Below are 15,431 nucleotides of genomic sequence, written 5' to 3' on the forward strand. Positions count from 1 at the left end.
CTTGCTTTCAGAGTTTTTACTCAAAAAGATAAAAAATTTTTTCTCAGAGTACTTTACAAACCGCAACAGTCTTGATTAAGATATGTAACAACAGGTGAAAACACCTGAAACATACATAACCAAAGCAATCATAAAGACATGACCGCAACCTTAGAACAGCGCAAAAGCGCCAACATATGGGAGCAGTTCTGTAACTGGATCACCAGCACCAACAACCGCCTATACATCGGCTGGTTCGGCGTACTAATGATCCCTACCCTGCTCGCAGCAACCACCTGCTTCGTAATCGCCTTCATCGCAGCACCCCCCGTAGACATCGATGGTATCCGTGAGCCTGTTGCAGGTTCCTTACTCTACGGAAACAACATCATCTCCGGTGCAGTAGTACCATCCTCCAACGCTATCGGTTTGCACTTCTACCCAATTTGGGAAGCAGCATCCTTAGACGAATGGTTGTACAACGGCGGCCCTTACCAGTTGGTAATCTTCCACTTCCTGATTGGCGTATTCTGCTACTTAGGACGTGAGTGGGAACTATCCTACCGCTTGGGTATGCGTCCTTGGATCTGCCTAGCATTCTCTGCACCAGTAGCAGCAGCAACCGCAGTATTCTTGATTTACCCCATCGGACAAGGTTCCTTCAGTGATGGTATGCCCTTGGGTATCTCTGGAACATTCAACTTCATGATCGTGTTCCAAGCAGAACACAACATCCTGATGCACCCCTTCCACATGTTAGGAGTAGCAGGTGTATTCGGTGGTAGCTTGTTCAGTGCAATGCACGGAAGCTTGGTAACTTCTTCCTTAGTTCGTGAAACAACCGAAAACGAATCCCAAAACTACGGTTACAAATTCGGTCAAGAAGAAGAAACCTACAACATCGTAGCAGCACACGGTTACTTCGGTCGCTTAATCTTCCAATACGCGTCCTTCAACAACAGCCGTTCCTTGCACTTCTTCCTAGCTGCATGGCCTGTAATCGGCATCTGGTTCACAGCGTTGGGCGTAAGCACAATGGCGTTCAACCTCAACGGTTTCAACTTCAACCAATCTGTGATTGACTCTCAAGGTCGCGTGATCAACACCTGGGCTGATATCATCAACCGCGCTAACTTGGGTATGGAAGTCATGCACGAGCGCAATGCTCACAACTTCCCCTTAGACTTAGCTGCTGGTGATGTTGCTCCTGTTGCTATCAGCGCTCCTGCTATCAACGGTTAATCTGCTGAGACGACAATACCACAGTCTCTTAAAGTAGAAGAGTTATGAAAAGCGCCCTCCAATGGAGGGCGCTTTTCATTGTTATTAATTATTTAGCTAAAAAGCTTTATTCATAAGAGGTTGATTATAATCATTTTTTTGAAGACCTCAAAGAATTTCAACTTTATAAAAGATTATTGATGGAACTAGAATCTCTGCTCAAAAATCACCGCACAATTCGAGCTGTAGGTTTTGACGATGCTCCTTTTATTCGGAGTGCAAATAAACCAGTGGGGGTTGCAGGTGTTATCTGTGCAGATACTCGCTTTGAAGGTATGGTTTGGGGAGAGATACAGCCTGATGGTTGGGATGCGACAGAAAAACTGTGTCAATTACTAATTGGTGGCAAGTTTTTACCGCATCTGCACGTGGTGTTGTTGGATGGAATTTCTTTGGGTGGCTTCAATATAGTTGATTTGCCATTGTTAGCCGAAAAATTAGCACGGCCTTGCATTGCTGTGATGCGAAAACAACCTAAGCTGAATGCGATGATATACGCAATGCAAAGATTGCCGTATCCAGAAAAACGGCTAAAAATTATAGGTCATGCTGGCCCTGTTTATGAATATCCACCGTTTTACTTTCAAGTTTGTGGTGCAGAACCTGATGTTACGGCTCAAGTGCTAAAGCAACTGACAGACTGTGGCCATGTACCAGAGGCTTTGCGTTTGTCGCATCTGATAGCGTCTGCGGTTGTGAAAGGGGAGAGTGGGCGACAGGCGTAATGAGGGAGTGGGGAGGATAAAGTATGAAGTATGAAGTGTGAAATTCCTTCTGACTCCTACCTTTTGACCAAGGACAAATGACAAATGACTATTGATTGTCTACAGCAACTTCTTTGAGGATGTTCATGGGGCCTGTGTTTTTGAGGAGTTGCATTTCTTGTTCATTCCGCACTAGTAAAGCACCAGCAAATCCTAATGAGTTAACAGAAATCGACTGGGATTTTTCTTGCGATCGCGGTACGATTAACATCCACTCTTTGGTTACTAGCAAGTTGTAAGCAGCAGATGGTCTGTTACTGTTAACTATTTCTATCCCCACAGCACTTAATAAATTTTGATATACCTGCCAGATAGCTTCTGCTGAGGTTAACGGAGATTGCACCCAATTAGGATCTAAAGTTGCAAAAGCGTTAACAAAAGGTAGTTTCGGTATAGTTGCTACAGCATCTTGCAATTCTGCTGATGCTAGTAGTGGTTCAATAGGTGTCTGCGCTCCTGAAGCCACAAGTGGTAAAGGTACTATTTGCAAATGCTTGTGTCGCTGACTAGCGCCTGCGATTTTACCACTGTTGTAAAAAGCTAAACCATCAAAGTCAGCTAAACAGGCTAACAAAGCAGCAAAATCTTCTTGAGTAAGTAGGCTTTCTTGTTCTTCAAATGCACGGGTGATGATGAGTAAGTGATGGTCAACAACGTTGAATTTGTTCAATATACATACATGAGTGTCGGAAATATCCGCCACGAATAAATCTTTTTCGTAAGGGAGGAAAGGGTTAAAATCTTTACCAGCAGCGGTTTGTTTATCTTGTTGTTTCTTGGCTGCGTCTTTGCGAACAAGGTTAGATAAAATTCGCACTAAAAAGTTAACGCCATCTTGCTCGACAAATTCAAACTTTGTCCGGATAGACAGTAACGCACCGCATTTTAAGGCATATTCAGTACGTTCTTTGACACTTGTCCATAAAGTGCCAGGTTTCAGTAATATTTCTCCCTGTGCCATTGATGAGTTAATTATTTAACATTCATCAGTCTAAATCAGGTTCAACGCCAAGCGATCGCAATTGGGCAATTAATCTTTCTGTTCGTTGTCTTTCTTGTTCGGCGCGTTGTCTTTCTTGTTCGGCGGGAGTCAATACCCAATTACCTGTTTCATCATACCAACGTAACCAAGGCTGTTCCGCATCTTGATAGCTTCCCTGCCATACACCCAAACCTAATTCTAATTCTGGTATCCAAAAGCGTGGTTCTGTTAAGGCGACTTCAGCATAATGACCACCATTTAATTTAAAGATTTTTAACTCATATTTATAGCGATCAAAAATTGCGTAGTAGGGAATTCGCAAAATTCTTTCATAAACTTCCCATTTTGTTGGCGGTTGTTCGATATCTCTTAAAGTTTGACCTAAGTCTTCTTTTTCTGTGCCAGGAGACAGCAATTCAATCACAATAAATGGGTTGACTCCCTCTTGCCAAACCACATAACTTAAACGCAAATCTCTTTGTTCGTAAAGCCGCGAACCACCCACAACCGCAAACCAATCTGGTCGCTTGTACCACAACGGATGACGCAAATCATAATACAGGTTTAAGTCACTGGCGGTAAATACTTGGTCACTAGGGTAATTTGGCGGACGAAATGTTTCGTCTAATAAGCGTGGTTGTAATAAATGAAACTGATCTGGCAAACCAGGTTCCTCTGGATCTTCACTGGGAAGATCATACATTGTAGGTAAGTATTCTTTTGGGGGACGTGGTGGGTCAGTTTGATACATAGTGAACCAGCCTTGAGGTTGAAACTCTTGAGTTTATTATCAAACTTAGTTAAGTTTTGGGTAAAGTTATAAAGTTTTGCAGCGCAGAGGGACACAGAATTTTGCTAATTTCAATTTGCTACGAATTATGAAATGCTGTAACTAGCTCACCCAAAGTGGTACAAATTGAAAATCTTTACAGCTAAATAATCCTTGGTCGCTGAGTTTCAAATCAGGAATGACTAAAAGCGCCATGAATGAAAGAGTCATAAATGGTGCAGAAAGCTTTGAACCTAAACGTTTTGCCCAAGCATCAAGGTCGGCGTAACTTTGAGCAACAGTATAACCATCGGCAATACTCATTAGTCCGACTACTGGGAGAGGAAGTACTTGAATGGTATTAGCTTCAGCTACGGCTATACCGCCTTGAGTCTTAATTACGGCATTGACAGCAGCACAGATTTCTGAGTCAGTTGTACCCACTGCAACAATATTATGGGAATCATGGGCAACACTAGAAGCGATCGCACCTCGTTTTAAACCAAAATTTTTGATTAAAGCGATCGCAGGTGGTACATTTTGATAACGATTAACAACAGCAATTTTCAGGATGTCATGCTCTAAATCAGCGGTGACTTCTCCATTATGAATATGTGCTGGAAAATGTTGCTCTCCTGTAATTAACTGTCCATCCCAAGCTTCAATGACTCGCACAGTAGAACCTTGTGCTAGTAAGCGAAAATCTGTGATTTGCTTTTGTTGTACAACAAAGTTATTGATGGGTGTAACTGGTACAGATGCAAGTAAAGCTGTTCCTTCCTTTGCAGCTAAAACACCATTGCAATAGGTAGAAAGCACCTGAAATTCTTGCAGATTATTTACCACTATTAAATCAGCGCGATCGCCTACTTGCAGCAGTCCCACATTCAAGTTGTAATGCAGTACAGGATTTACACAGGCAATTTGCAACACATTCATCACCTCATGACCGAGGGCTACTGAACGCCGCACCAGTTCATTAATATGGCCATTCACCAAATCATCAGGATGCTTGTCATCACTACAAAACATACACTTTTCAGGATAAGAATCAATCAAGGTATGTAGGGCTGCATAATTTTTAGCTGCTGAACCCTCTCGAATCAAAATTTTCATTCCGGCTGCGAGTTTATCTTGCGCTTCTTCTAGGGTGTAGCATTCGTGGTCAGTAGAAATTTTAGCAGCTGCATAGCGCTGTACTGCTTCACCGCAGAGTCCTGGTGCGTGTCCATCAACTGGATGTCCTTCTTCTAAAGCTATGGCAATTTTTGCCATCACCTCTGGGTCATGTGCCAAAACACCAGGAAAATTCATCACTTCACTTAGGTAAGAAATACCATCTTCTTGAAAGAGTTGGCGAATGTCTTGAGGAGTCAATGCTGCACCTGTGGTTTCAAATTTAGTTGCAGGAACGCAAGCAGGCGCACCAAAGGCAATTGTAAACGGTGTTTGGGCGGCATTGGCCAGCATAAAGTGAACACCAGCAATACCTAAGACATTAGCTATTTCATGGGGGTCTGAAACTGTGGCGACTGTACCATGTACCGTTGCGATACGGGCAAATTCTGATGGTACAAGCATTGAGCTTTCAATATGAACGTGAGCATCAACAAAACCTGGGAGAATGTATTGTTCGTAGTGCTGTCTATCTTGATATTGGATAGAGTGAATACGCCCCTTCTCAATCAAGATTGTTCCCGGAAATATGGTTTTGTGAACAACATCTACAATGTTGCCAGAAATACTCAATTTATTCATCATCCACCCCCACAATAACTAGGGCTGCTGATATTATTTTCGTATTTTTACAGTTCAAATTTTGCCTTAGGCTTTGTGCTTCATATTACTTTATAAGACTGCTAATATTTTTGACCTTAACACCTGAATTTGCATAAACTCAGTTAGGAATAGCGTATTTCAATAAGCATCTAAATCTGCATTAAGATTAACTTTTTGCTAAAAATAAAGAAATTTGAGGTTCGGTAAACACCATCATTGATATTTGATGAGTAGCTGTCAAAGTTAATCAATGGTTAAGAAATAGTCGATAGTTTACTGAGTACGGTAAACTACCATACAATGCTTAACAACTACCTTTTACAATAAAAGATAAGAAACAAATTGAGGAGCCGCCAGGATGCAAGTTTCATACGATTCTGATAAGCGCAAACTGTTATCGTCTCTGTGTCATGGGGCAATTTTCTTTAGTACAGCCTTGTTTTCGATTGGTGTACCAATTGTGATTAACATTATCTCTGATGACCCAGTTGTTAAAGATAATGCTAAAGAATCGATTAATTTCCACTTCAATGTTTGGTTGTGGGCGACTGTAATTGGAGTACCAATTGCCGTTTTATCTTGGCTCACTTTTGGTATTGGTGGACTTTTGTTCTTTCCCGTTGTAGCTTTGGGATTTTTATTACATTGGGGACTAACAATTTGGGCGCTTTTGCACTGTTTCAGTAATCCTGATGTACCGTTCCGTTACCCGTTTATTTTCCGAGTTTTCTAATTGTTATGAGTCTTGATAAAGTCGGTAAAGGGATGATTTCTCATCCCTTTTTTGTTGGATAGATGATATTATTATTCGCTCACCTGAGCCGGAATTTTTTGAGTTTGCAAGTAACGGTAAAGGCGGTTTAAAGCGTTGAGATGGGCGTAAGCTGCGGCTACTACAATATCAGTGTCGGATGCTTGTCCAGAAAATATCCTATCTTGATATGCCAAGCGAATTGTTACGGTTCCCAAGGCATCAATTCCACCAGTGACAGATTGCACAGAAAACTCAATTAATTGATTGGGAATTTGGACTAAACGGTTGATGGCTTGATAGACTGCATCTACTGGCCCTGTGCCGACGCTGGCATCTGTGAGGATTTTGCCTTCGGGGGTGACAACGGTAATGGTTGCTGTTGGACAAGTGCAGTCACCGCAAATTACTTGGACATGTTCAAGTTGAAAACCGCTTTCTGCTTGATTTTGGGTTTCATCACGGATAATTGCTTCTAAATCCCAATCAGATATTTCTTTTTTCTTGTCAGCAACTTCTTTAAACCGATTGAAGGCTTTGTTCAAGTCTGCTTCATTCAGTTCAAATCCCAATTCTTTCAACCTTGTACGGAAAGCATTTCGTCCAGAGTGCTTGCCTAAAACTATGCGATTTTCTGGCAAGCCAATGGATGCAGCTTCCATAATTTCGTAGGTTTGGCGATGCTTGATGATGCCATCTTGATGAATGCCAGATTCATGGGCGAAAGCATTTGCCCCCACGATTGCTTTATTCGGTTGAATTAGCATTCCTGTTAATTGGGAAACCAAGGAAGAAGTTTTGTAAATCTCTTGGGTTTTGATGTTTGTGAGTGGTGCATCAGAATCTACAGGACGGCCAAAGTAGGGATTGAAGTAATGTTTCCGTACTTGCAAGGCCATGACAATTTCTTCTAATGCGGCATTCCCCGCACGTTCGCCAATGCCGTTAATTGTGCATTCTACCTGACGTACACCATTTTCTATGGCAGCTAAAGCATTGGCTGTTGCCAAACCCAAATCATTTTGGGTGTGGATGGAAAGTATTGCTTTGCCGATACTTGGCACATTTTCCCGAATTCCTTGAATAAGAATTCCCATTTCTTTGGGTGTGCAGTAACCGACGGTATCAGGAATATTGATTGTAGTTGCACCTGCGGCGATCGCAGTTTCCAACACCTGATACAAAAACTCTGGTTCTGTCCGACTAGCATCCATCGGTGAGAATTCTACATCATCGACAAAGGATTTCGTATAGGCGACCATTTCTTGCGCGATCGCTAATACTTCACTGCGTGATTTTTTCAATTGATATTGCAGGTGAATATCAGAAGTCGAAATCATTGTGTGAATGCGCGGATGTGCAGCAGGTTTTAAAGCTTCAGCAGCAGCTTGAATATCTTTACGGGTGGCTCTAGCCAAACTGCAAATGATTGGCCCGTCGTCTGGTGTTCCCACTTGTTCAGCTATGGTTTGGACGGCTTGAAAATCTCCGGGACTAGCGACGGCAAAACCCGCTTCTATGACATCCACACCAAGGAGTGCCAGTTGATGAGCGATCGCTAGTTTCTCTTCTACGTTTAGGGTTGCACCTGGAGATTGTTCGCCATCCCGCAAGGTGGTGTCGAAGATGATAACTCGGTCTGTTGCTTGAGATGCAATGCTCATAACTGTCTCCCGTTTGGTGAAGGGAATTATGTGTAACTTTGGATATTGTATACAATCTTTTTAAAATTGTATACAATATAAAATATGAACTTAAATGATTTAGCTGCCAATGTGCTGCAACAACAACGCAGCACCCCCGATTTAATTGCCGATGCCTTGCGGGAAGCGATTTTGCGCGGTATTTTTCAAGAAGGACAATCTCTTAGACAAGATGAAATCGCCACACAATTTGGCGTGAGTCGCATTCCTGTGCGGGAAGCTTTGCGTCAATTAGAAGCAGAAGGCTTGGTGACGTTGCATCTCAATCGTGGTGCGATGGTATCGGTACTCACAGCCGCAGAAGCACAAGAAATTTGTGAGATTCGCAGTGCTTTGGAAGTGAAAGCAATGCAATTGGCAATTCCGAAATTAAGTGCAGCAGATTTAGAAAAAGCAGCAGTAATTTTGGAAACAACTGATCAAACCACCGATGCAGGTTTGTTGGCGCAACTTAACTGGGAATTTCACGCCACACTTTACGCCAGTGCGGAACGTCCGCGATTATTGGCAATGGTGAAAAACTTACATATAAATTGCGATCGCTATGTGCGTGTGCAAATGGCACAAATGGATTATCAAGAACGTTCTCAAAAAGAACACTACCAACTTTTAGATGCTTGCAAAAAGCGAGATACAAAAACTGCTGTGCGCCTACTAAAACGCCACATCGATACCGCAGGCGAACAGTTAGTTAATTACTTGTTGCAAAGGAATAGTAGGTGACAGGAGACAGGGGACAGAGTAGAGACGCGAAATTTCGCGTCTCTACAGGGTTATAAAAAATTATGAAATATCGTTTTATCATCTGTTTATGTGAAACTCAAAAACGTTATAACCCCGACTTCTTTAATAAGTCGGGGTTCTGGGTGTTTACGAATAATTGAGAACTGCACAAAGTGTTATTTACTAACACCAGTAAACAGTGAAAAATTAATAATGAAAACAAAATTTATTGTTGATTTCAGGATGTAATTTATCTGAGGAGTCTAGTTACTCTCACATCATATTCAGTGCCTTTTGGATGTTCACTTCTGGCCTGAATACGTGCCATACCATCGGCTTTTTCTCTTGACTCAGCGTTAATCTCGTATCTTGATGTTCCGCATTGATAGGTATTGTTGGTTTGATCGGCATATTCCTTAATATCAACCAACACCTCAAAAGTATGAACCATTGGAACCTCCTAGTGCAAATTGCACACTGTGGAAATTAAGATCCAGTATAGGAACACAAATCAGTATCTGTTGGAGCAACAATACAATTCTTTATCAAAACTATTAAGCAACTTCTCCTGAGAGTTAATACTGATAACAAAGCAATAGCTATTATGCGCACAATTTTCTAGCAAAGTATTATTAATAGATTTAATTAACAAATGTTTCAAAAAAAATACATAGGTAACAATTAATAAAAATGAATTGCTTATTTAGCTCATTTCCCAACTTAGAAACATCACTTCTATTTCTTTGCCAAGAAACTGCTGAGGATGCTTTTGCTGTCTTGAGAGTGTTATCTGACCCAGCAGTAACTAAATTCCCTGATTTAGATACTTTCACAAAAATTGCGGAAGCGATCGCCCTCATTGAAAGACGAACAGAACGCATTTATCCAGGCGATTCCTGCTAAATTTGCTTAAAAAACTGTAGAAAATTACTCGCCGTAGACTGTCACCATAATTTGACGTTGGCGGGGTTTGATATCACATTCCAAATGAAAAATTTGCTGCCAAGTACCCAAAACTAACCTGCCATTTTGTACGGGAACTGTGAAAGAAGGGCCTAGCCAAGTAGCTTGTAAGTGTGAATGTCCATTGCCATCGTGCCAGGTTTTTTCATGTCCATAATCACGGCTGGGGGGAATGAGTTGGTTGAGGATGGCTGGTAAATCTTGTTGTAGCCCTGGTTCAAATTCTATTGCGCCAATAGCAGCGGTACTGCCGATGTTAAACACATTCACCATGCCGTCACGAATGCCAGACTTTTTAACAATTTGATTGACTTTATCGGTCAAGTCGTGCATTTCACCATGACCTTTTGTCGGAATCGTAATTTGCTCTTGATAAACCATGATTATGCCAATTTCAAATGGGGACACTTGGAGAGAAATGTTGATGCTTTGTTGTGTGCATCTGGGTTATGAATGTGGGCTGGTGTTGGTCGAATAATGCCAGCAAACAGGTCATCTAATCCGTAAGGCGTAAAAAATTCCCATTGTCCTTGGATATTTAACCTGACACCAACAGCAGTCGCTGTGTGTAACCAATCTTGTATACCGTCTTCTGTACTAGTGTAAGGACGACGGCCTGGTCGCCACCGCGCAAAACTCGCTTGATTTTTGACATCAAACTTATAGTTAGGGAATTTTTCTGTGAGACTGGTTTTTGCAGCTAATTCCTGAGAACGGTCTCCGGCTTCATTAAAAAAGGCAATATCAAAGTCATTGATGACTAAAGCGCAGTTTTCACCGAATATTGCCCGCCAAATGCTGTTGCGGACTGCACCCCCAGCTAACCACCAGTTGGGTAAGTTGATTTGGGCGATCGCAGGTAATACAGTACCAATAGGTGTATCAGTTAAAATTACCTGTAAACGAGTATTAGTATTCATTCTTAAACTCATCCGCTAAAATGTGAAGACATTATGAGTTATCTCTGACACAACTGAAAAAATGGATGTACAAAGAAAACTCTTGTCTAGATTTTTTGATAATTTTAATAATTAACGAACTGAACTTAGTATTATTTGCGGAAACGTTGCAATTAATTCAGTAGTTTACTGGGTGAAATTAAAATCCTATGTTCCATATTCACCGTAAATTCCCCGATTACAACTGTGCTAGACATCAGTGTAGGCTTGAGTTGCCGAATTTGGCTAATTGGCTGGTTAGTTCAATAAAAGGTAAATTGTTTATTCTTTTTGTGTAAAATATACAGTCCTAATTGTGCTAAACTTGACAAAATTACTGACTAATTGCAGTTCTTTAACAAAAACGTGCCAATGCTCCACATCAACCTCAATAAAATTGCGGGTAATTACGTAGGGCAAAGCTTATTTACTGATAATTCAAACCAGTATCAAAGGCGATCGCTCGTTGATGAAAAAGTTCTAAAGTTGATTCGCAGACGTAAGCAGAATCACCGATTAGCTCTATATTGGTTATCTTTCGTCCAGAATACAAGCTGAGGCGATCCGTGTGTAAAAATTAGCTTTTTTTGCAGCAAATAGTATCCAAAATCCTCATTGACAACTGTTGCACAATTACACTAGCTTTCTATTTCAGTACAGGTCTGGAGTTACATAAGTGCAGCGAATAGAGTCTCAATTACCAACTTTCTAACTGTCTAGCATTTATCCAGGCAAAAATACTACATTTAATGCTACTAATTTTATAATTAGTAATTGTTTTGGGGGATAAAAGTTGTGAATGAGGCGATTAATTGTGCCATAGATGTAGTGAAATACAAATTATTGAAAAAATATAAAATATTCTCGATTTTACTCAATGTTAAGAATTGATTAACTTATCCTTAATAATTAATAAGAGTGTGGATATATATTATGCTTCTAGTACATAATTTTTATTATATGAAACATCATTTGTGTTAAATAAACATGGCTTTCAGCGGGTAGCAACTAAATTTTTTAATAAATAACTAAGGAAATTCACCAATGTCTAGACAGGGTAATCGTGCAAGCAACATTCGCAAAGTTGAAAACAATAGCACTGTGAAAAAATTGCCTAAAATTAAGGCTACCTTGGAATTTTGGCGCACTAGTTTCATGGAATCAATACCATTTTTACTGGCTTGCACCGTATTTTTGAGCGTTATCAGTTTAAAAAGTCCGATCCTGCTTTTTTGTTTATTAGTCGGCAGTTTAATCGTTATATCAATACAACAAATTGGGCAACAAGTCAACTTACCAAAACGCTGGCGCATAGCATTACAAATATTGGCACCGGTCGTCATTTTGAGTTTATTTTGGTTAGATTACCTTGCAGCCCCTGCCCAAGCCCAATTTTTTGGAAAAGCTGAAAACTTTTTCAAAAATAATCTAACACAAGGTTCAAATACTAATACTAGCGGTACACAAACAGCAGTTAGTTTAATATTTAACGTCTTGCGAGGTATTTACTTGCTTTATATTGCCGTTTCCTTGATTGGGGTAATTAATGCAGTGCGTAAAGACGAAGACTGGCAAAGTATCGCCAGAACACCCTTATTAGTTGTCCTGGCTGTCACAATTGCTGATGTTATGACAGGCTTTGTGATTGGTAATAATAATTCTAGTAATTAATCTGTAGTAGATGATTCAACGATTGTATGTCTGAAGAACGGGAGCAAGATTTTCGTCCAGTCAATCAAATTTTAGGCACACAACCGTCATTAGGGCCAATTCCTGCCGATCAAATCTTTCCTTGGTTAGTAATTGCCCTAACTTCATACTTTATTGTCAATGGCGTTTTTGGTGGCTTATTCGCCGATGAGTTTCAAAAATGGTTGTGGACATTTTTAATTGCTGGTTGGGGAATAGCAACTTGGTGGATATTATCTGGTGGTAGGAGTTGGCGTTTTTTAAGTAAATTTATCGGAGTTCCCACTTGGACTAGAGGCTTTGCTCGTTATCAAAGCTTGCTGGAAATTAATCATGAAGCAAAAAATCGGAAAAAAAAGCATCGGTACCCCAGGAAACGAAACTAGATTAACGCCATTTGAAGATGCTTTACACTTAGCGACAATGCTACGCATTGCCGTGGATGGACGTGATCTTGGCGCGTACATTTTGGCCAAAGGAATTCAAAGAGATAAATTTTGCTTTGTCTTTGGCTTTGAATGTAAAGGCATCCATACCACTTTAAGAACTGAACAAATCAATACTATATTTAATAATATTGAATCTGGTTTAAAAGATATCCCCGAAGGCGAAAGAATGACATTACACATGGGGTCTTTTAGTTCAGATAAACAGCGACAGCAAGAACTAGCAGACTTAATGAAACGTTCGCCTTCTAGAGATATTAAATACTTAGTCATGGCAGAACGCGCCAGAATCAGAGAATTGACTGCTGCTGGAATTCGCAAGCCAAAATTTTTGCGGATTTATGTAACTTATACTGTCGAACCAAATTCTACTAATGCCGATGATTGGATTGAAAAACTCTTGGCTAGAGCAGAATCTTGGTGGCTAAAATTTAAAGGCGAACTCGAAGAAATAGAAAATCAACGTATTGAAACTGTTATTACCGAAGCTTATAAACAAGGTTTTTGTCGTTGGGAACAACTATTATCTAACAAAATGGGGTTAGATATTAAACCCTTAAATGCTGAGGAACTTTGGGAAGAAATCTGGTTAAGATTTAACGACACACCACCCATAGAAATTCCGCAATTACTGACATTAGATGAAACTGGATTACACGAACAAGTTAATTCTGAGTTAGCTAGTAGCAAATTGCTGGTTGAAAATATCCACAGTACAACTTTGCTGATGGAATCTAGTGTACCTTGTGCCGATCGCCGCTGGGTGAATATCAACAATCACTACATCGGCGCAATGTCATTTCTGGAAAAACCAGGTGGTTGGCCGAATAAATTTTCGCAACTGCGGTACTTATGGGAACTTTTAGCCAGAGAAACAGTAGTCGATACAGAGATTTTTTGTCAGTTAACAGCAGCAAACCCTGCCATAGTTAAAACAACTTTACAACGGGTATTAAAACAATCAAATGTCTCAGCACTTTTAGCGCAAGAAAAAAGTAAAACAATTGATGTCAACGCCCAATTAAAATTAAAAAAATCGGTTGCAGCCCAAGAACAATTGTATGAAGGAGCCGTACCGATTCATGCGGGAATTGCAATTTTTGTGCATCGTCCCAGCCAAGCAAAATTAGATGAAGCTATCAGATATATTGAAAACTGTTTTCAACGTCCAGCACAGGTAATTCGAGAAACAGAATATGCGTGGAAGGTTTGGCTGCAATCTCTACCAATAGTTTGGGAAGGTTTGTTAGTCAAACCCTTTAACCGCAGACAGTTATATTTAACTAGTGAAGTGCCGGGATTAATGCCTTTAGTGATGACCAAAGCCGGGGATAAATATGGCTTTGAGTTAGTAGCAGAAGAAGGTGGCACACCAATACATTTAGATATGTTTAACCAACACAAAAACTTGGCACTGTTTGCCACTACCCGTGCGGGTAAATCAGTGTTGGTATCGGGAATTTTAACCCAAGCTTTAGCTCATAATATTCCGGTTGTTGCCTTAGATTTTCCTAAACCAGATGGTTCATCTACCTTCACCGACTATACCGAGTTTATGGAAGGAAATGGGGCATACTTTGATATTTCCAAACAATCGAATAACTTATTTGAACAACCAGATTTGCGATCGCTCTCGGCTGAAGAACAACGCGATCGCCTCCTTGATTATGTCGCCTTTCTCGAATCAGCCTTAATGACAATGGTCTTAGGCTCATCTAGCGAAAATCAGCTGCTGGCTCAAACTGTGCGTTCCCTCCTCAACCTCGCCTTGGGAGCCTTCTTCGCCGACGAAGGTATCCAAGAAAGATATCGTCTTGCGCTGAATGGCGGATTTGGTAGCCCAGAGTGGGAAAAAACCCCAACTTTAAAAGACTTTCTTTACTTCTGTTCACCAGAACATCTGCGCCTTGATTCTGTCAGTGGTAGAGTCGAAGATGCACTCAGTCAAATTCAACTTCGCTTGCGGTTTTGGCTATCTAGTCGTGTAGGACAAGCAATTTCTTCACCATCCAGCTTTCCCACCGATGCGCAACTTTTGGTTTTCGCCCTCCGCAACCTAGCCGATAACGAAGATGCAGCCGTCCTCTCCTTAAGTGCATATTCTGCCGCCTTGCGCCGCGCCTTAAGCAGTCCAGCTTCAATCTTCTTTATTGATGAAGCCCCAATTCTGTTTGAATTTGACCAAATTTCCGACTTAGTAGGCAGGATTTGCGCTAACGGTGCAAAAGCAGGTATCCGCGTTATCTTATCAGCCCAAGACCCTGATACCATTGCAAAATCCAAAGCCTCATCCAAAATTCTGCAAAACTTGTCAACCAGATTAATCGGTCGTATCCAACCAGTTGCAGTTGATAGCTTTGTCAATATTTTGAAATATCCCCGCGATATTATTGCACGTAATGCCTCCGAAAGCTTTTTTCCCCGCAAAGAAGGCGTTTATAGCCAATGGTTATTAGATGATAACGGCATTTATACATTTTGCCGCTACTATCCAGGTTACGAACAATTAGCAGTAGTTGCTAATAACCCCCACGAGCAAACTGCCCGGAGAAAAGCAATGCAACAACATAGTGATAAATACGAAGCGATTTCTATATTTGCTCGTCAGTTATTAGCTTCTCTGCGCGGTGGATAAATTCATTTCCTCACACAATTTCAGGTCAA

The 15,431-nt window shown here is 40.8% G+C and carries 15 protein-coding genes; 8 read left to right on the forward strand and 7 right to left on the reverse strand.

The genetic code is table 11. The features are described 5' to 3' along the window. Nucleotides 1-138: 138 nt before the first annotated feature. Nucleotides 139-1,221 carry a photosystem II q(b) protein gene (psbA, locus tag ACMX3D_RS06905; protein WP_482749190.1) on the forward strand — a complete coding sequence of 361 codons (1,083 nt, stop codon included), beginning with the start codon at nucleotides 139-141 and terminating at the stop codon, nucleotides 1,219-1,221. Nucleotides 1,222-1,400: 179 nt separating this feature from the next. After that, entirely contained in the window at nucleotides 1,401-1,985 is a 585-nt protein-coding gene (locus tag ACMX3D_RS06910) for an endonuclease dU (RefSeq protein WP_482750695.1), read from the forward strand. An 88-nt stretch (nucleotides 1,986-2,073) separates the two neighbouring features. Here ACMX3D_RS06910 and ACMX3D_RS06915 read toward each other — a convergent pair whose 3' ends face one another. The 3 genes from ACMX3D_RS06915 to ade form a co-directional block, all read right to left on the reverse strand. Then, a complete protein-coding gene (locus ACMX3D_RS06915; RefSeq protein WP_482750696.1) occupies nucleotides 2,074-2,985 on the reverse strand; it encodes an ATP adenylyltransferase family protein in 912 nt (303 codons plus the stop codon). Between the two features lie 25 nt (nucleotides 2,986-3,010). Next, entirely contained in the window at nucleotides 3,011-3,757 is a 747-nt protein-coding gene (locus ACMX3D_RS06920; protein ID WP_482750697.1) for a Uma2 family endonuclease, read from the reverse strand. A gap of 141 nt (nucleotides 3,758-3,898) precedes the next feature. Further along, on the reverse strand, nucleotides 3,899-5,536 hold the full coding sequence (gene ade / locus ACMX3D_RS06925; RefSeq protein WP_482750698.1) for an adenine deaminase: 1,638 nt from the start codon (nucleotides 5,534-5,536) through the stop codon (nucleotides 3,899-3,901). Between the two features lie 376 nt (nucleotides 5,537-5,912). On the opposite strand from ade, the gene ACMX3D_RS06930 reads away from it, so the two are divergent. Beyond that, nucleotides 5,913-6,287, forward strand: coding sequence for a DUF4870 domain-containing protein (locus tag ACMX3D_RS06930; RefSeq protein ID WP_482750699.1), 375 nt, complete (start codon nucleotides 5,913-5,915; stop codon nucleotides 6,285-6,287). Between the two features lie 71 nt (nucleotides 6,288-6,358). Here ACMX3D_RS06930 and ACMX3D_RS06935 read toward each other — a convergent pair whose 3' ends face one another. Next, nucleotides 6,359-7,969: a 2-isopropylmalate synthase gene (locus ACMX3D_RS06935; RefSeq protein WP_482750700.1), complete on the reverse strand. Its 1,611-nt coding sequence runs from the start codon at nucleotides 7,967-7,969 to the stop codon at nucleotides 6,359-6,361. Nucleotides 7,970-8,053: 84 nt separating this feature from the next. Between ACMX3D_RS06935 and ACMX3D_RS06940 the strand changes: the two genes are divergently transcribed. Next, entirely contained in the window at nucleotides 8,054-8,731 is a 678-nt protein-coding gene (locus ACMX3D_RS06940; protein ID WP_482750701.1) for a GntR family transcriptional regulator, read from the forward strand. Between the two features lie 250 nt (nucleotides 8,732-8,981). Here the strand turns inward: ACMX3D_RS06940 and ACMX3D_RS06945 are convergent, their stop codons facing one another. Continuing rightward, on the reverse strand, nucleotides 8,982-9,182 hold the full coding sequence (locus ACMX3D_RS06945) for a hypothetical protein (RefSeq protein ID WP_482750702.1): 201 nt from the start codon (nucleotides 9,180-9,182) through the stop codon (nucleotides 8,982-8,984). A gap of 239 nt (nucleotides 9,183-9,421) precedes the next feature. Between ACMX3D_RS06945 and ACMX3D_RS06950 the strand changes: the two genes are divergently transcribed. After that, nucleotides 9,422-9,634 carry a hypothetical protein gene (locus ACMX3D_RS06950; protein WP_482750703.1) on the forward strand — a complete coding sequence of 71 codons (213 nt, stop codon included), beginning with the start codon at nucleotides 9,422-9,424 and terminating at the stop codon, nucleotides 9,632-9,634. 24 nt (nucleotides 9,635-9,658) lie between these two features. Here the strand turns inward: ACMX3D_RS06950 and ACMX3D_RS06955 are convergent, their stop codons facing one another. Together ACMX3D_RS06955 and ACMX3D_RS06960 are read right to left on the reverse strand one after the other, a co-directional pair. Beyond that, on the reverse strand, nucleotides 9,659-10,075 hold the full coding sequence (locus ACMX3D_RS06955) for a secondary thiamine-phosphate synthase enzyme YjbQ (RefSeq protein WP_482750704.1): 417 nt from the start codon (nucleotides 10,073-10,075) through the stop codon (nucleotides 9,659-9,661). A 2-nt stretch (nucleotides 10,076-10,077) separates the two neighbouring features. Continuing rightward, nucleotides 10,078-10,614 (reverse strand): nucleotidyltransferase family protein, encoded by a 537-nt coding sequence (locus tag ACMX3D_RS06960; protein WP_482750705.1) that lies wholly within the window; start codon nucleotides 10,612-10,614, stop codon nucleotides 10,078-10,080. 1,062 nt (nucleotides 10,615-11,676) lie between these two features. On the opposite strand from ACMX3D_RS06960, the gene ACMX3D_RS06965 reads away from it, so the two are divergent. From ACMX3D_RS06965 to ACMX3D_RS06975, 3 genes are read left to right on the forward strand one after another with little or no spacing between them, the layout of a single operon-like run. After that, complete coding sequence (locus ACMX3D_RS06965) at nucleotides 11,677-12,303, forward strand: hypothetical protein (protein ID WP_482750706.1); 627 nt, start codon at nucleotides 11,677-11,679, stop codon at nucleotides 12,301-12,303. 26 nt (nucleotides 12,304-12,329) lie between these two features. Next, the gene (locus ACMX3D_RS06970; protein ID WP_482750707.1) at nucleotides 12,330-12,707 is read left to right on the forward strand and encodes a hypothetical protein; all 378 of its coding nucleotides are present in this window, start codon (nucleotides 12,330-12,332) and stop codon (nucleotides 12,705-12,707) included. After that, nucleotides 12,655-15,402, forward strand: a complete 2,748-nt coding sequence (locus tag ACMX3D_RS06975) for a hypothetical protein (RefSeq protein ID WP_482750708.1) — start codon at nucleotides 12,655-12,657, stop codon at nucleotides 15,400-15,402. The genes ACMX3D_RS06970 and ACMX3D_RS06975 overlap by 53 nt, the downstream gene beginning before the upstream one ends. The last annotated feature ends 29 nt before the right edge of the window (nucleotides 15,403-15,431 follow it).

Source organism: Anabaena sp. TISTR 8404 (genome assembly GCF_056847745.1).

What these genes read in the sequence shown, in the direction of transcription:
- psbA (WP_482749190.1), top strand. Translation starts at nt 139, where the DNA reads ATGACCGCAACCTTAGAACAGCGCAAAAGCGCCAACATATGGGAGCAG.
- ACMX3D_RS06910 (WP_482750695.1), top strand. Translation starts at nt 1,401, where the DNA reads ATGGAACTAGAATCTCTGCTCAAAAATCACCGCACAATTCGAGCTGTA.
- ACMX3D_RS06915 (WP_482750696.1), bottom strand. Translation starts at nt 2,985, where the DNA reads ATGGCACAGGGAGAAATATTACTGAAACCTGGCACTTTATGGACAAGT.
- ACMX3D_RS06920 (WP_482750697.1), bottom strand. Translation starts at nt 3,757, where the DNA reads ATGTATCAAACTGACCCACCACGTCCCCCAAAAGAATACTTACCTACA.
- ade (WP_482750698.1), bottom strand. Translation starts at nt 5,536, where the DNA reads ATGATGAATAAATTGAGTATTTCTGGCAACATTGTAGATGTTGTTCAC.
- ACMX3D_RS06930 (WP_482750699.1), top strand. Translation starts at nt 5,913, where the DNA reads ATGCAAGTTTCATACGATTCTGATAAGCGCAAACTGTTATCGTCTCTG.
- ACMX3D_RS06935 (WP_482750700.1), bottom strand. Translation starts at nt 7,969, where the DNA reads ATGAGCATTGCATCTCAAGCAACAGACCGAGTTATCATCTTCGACACC.
- ACMX3D_RS06940 (WP_482750701.1), top strand. Translation starts at nt 8,054, where the DNA reads ATGAACTTAAATGATTTAGCTGCCAATGTGCTGCAACAACAACGCAGC.
- ACMX3D_RS06945 (WP_482750702.1), bottom strand. Translation starts at nt 9,182, where the DNA reads ATGGTTCATACTTTTGAGGTGTTGGTTGATATTAAGGAATATGCCGAT.
- ACMX3D_RS06950 (WP_482750703.1), top strand. Translation starts at nt 9,422, where the DNA reads ATGAATTGCTTATTTAGCTCATTTCCCAACTTAGAAACATCACTTCTA.
- ACMX3D_RS06955 (WP_482750704.1), bottom strand. Translation starts at nt 10,075, where the DNA reads ATGGTTTATCAAGAGCAAATTACGATTCCGACAAAAGGTCATGGTGAA.
- ACMX3D_RS06960 (WP_482750705.1), bottom strand. Translation starts at nt 10,614, where the DNA reads ATGAATACTAATACTCGTTTACAGGTAATTTTAACTGATACACCTATT.
- ACMX3D_RS06965 (WP_482750706.1), top strand. Translation starts at nt 11,677, where the DNA reads ATGTCTAGACAGGGTAATCGTGCAAGCAACATTCGCAAAGTTGAAAAC.
- ACMX3D_RS06970 (WP_482750707.1), top strand. Translation starts at nt 12,330, where the DNA reads ATGTCTGAAGAACGGGAGCAAGATTTTCGTCCAGTCAATCAAATTTTA.
- ACMX3D_RS06975 (WP_482750708.1), top strand. Translation starts at nt 12,655, where the DNA reads ATGAAGCAAAAAATCGGAAAAAAAAGCATCGGTACCCCAGGAAACGAA.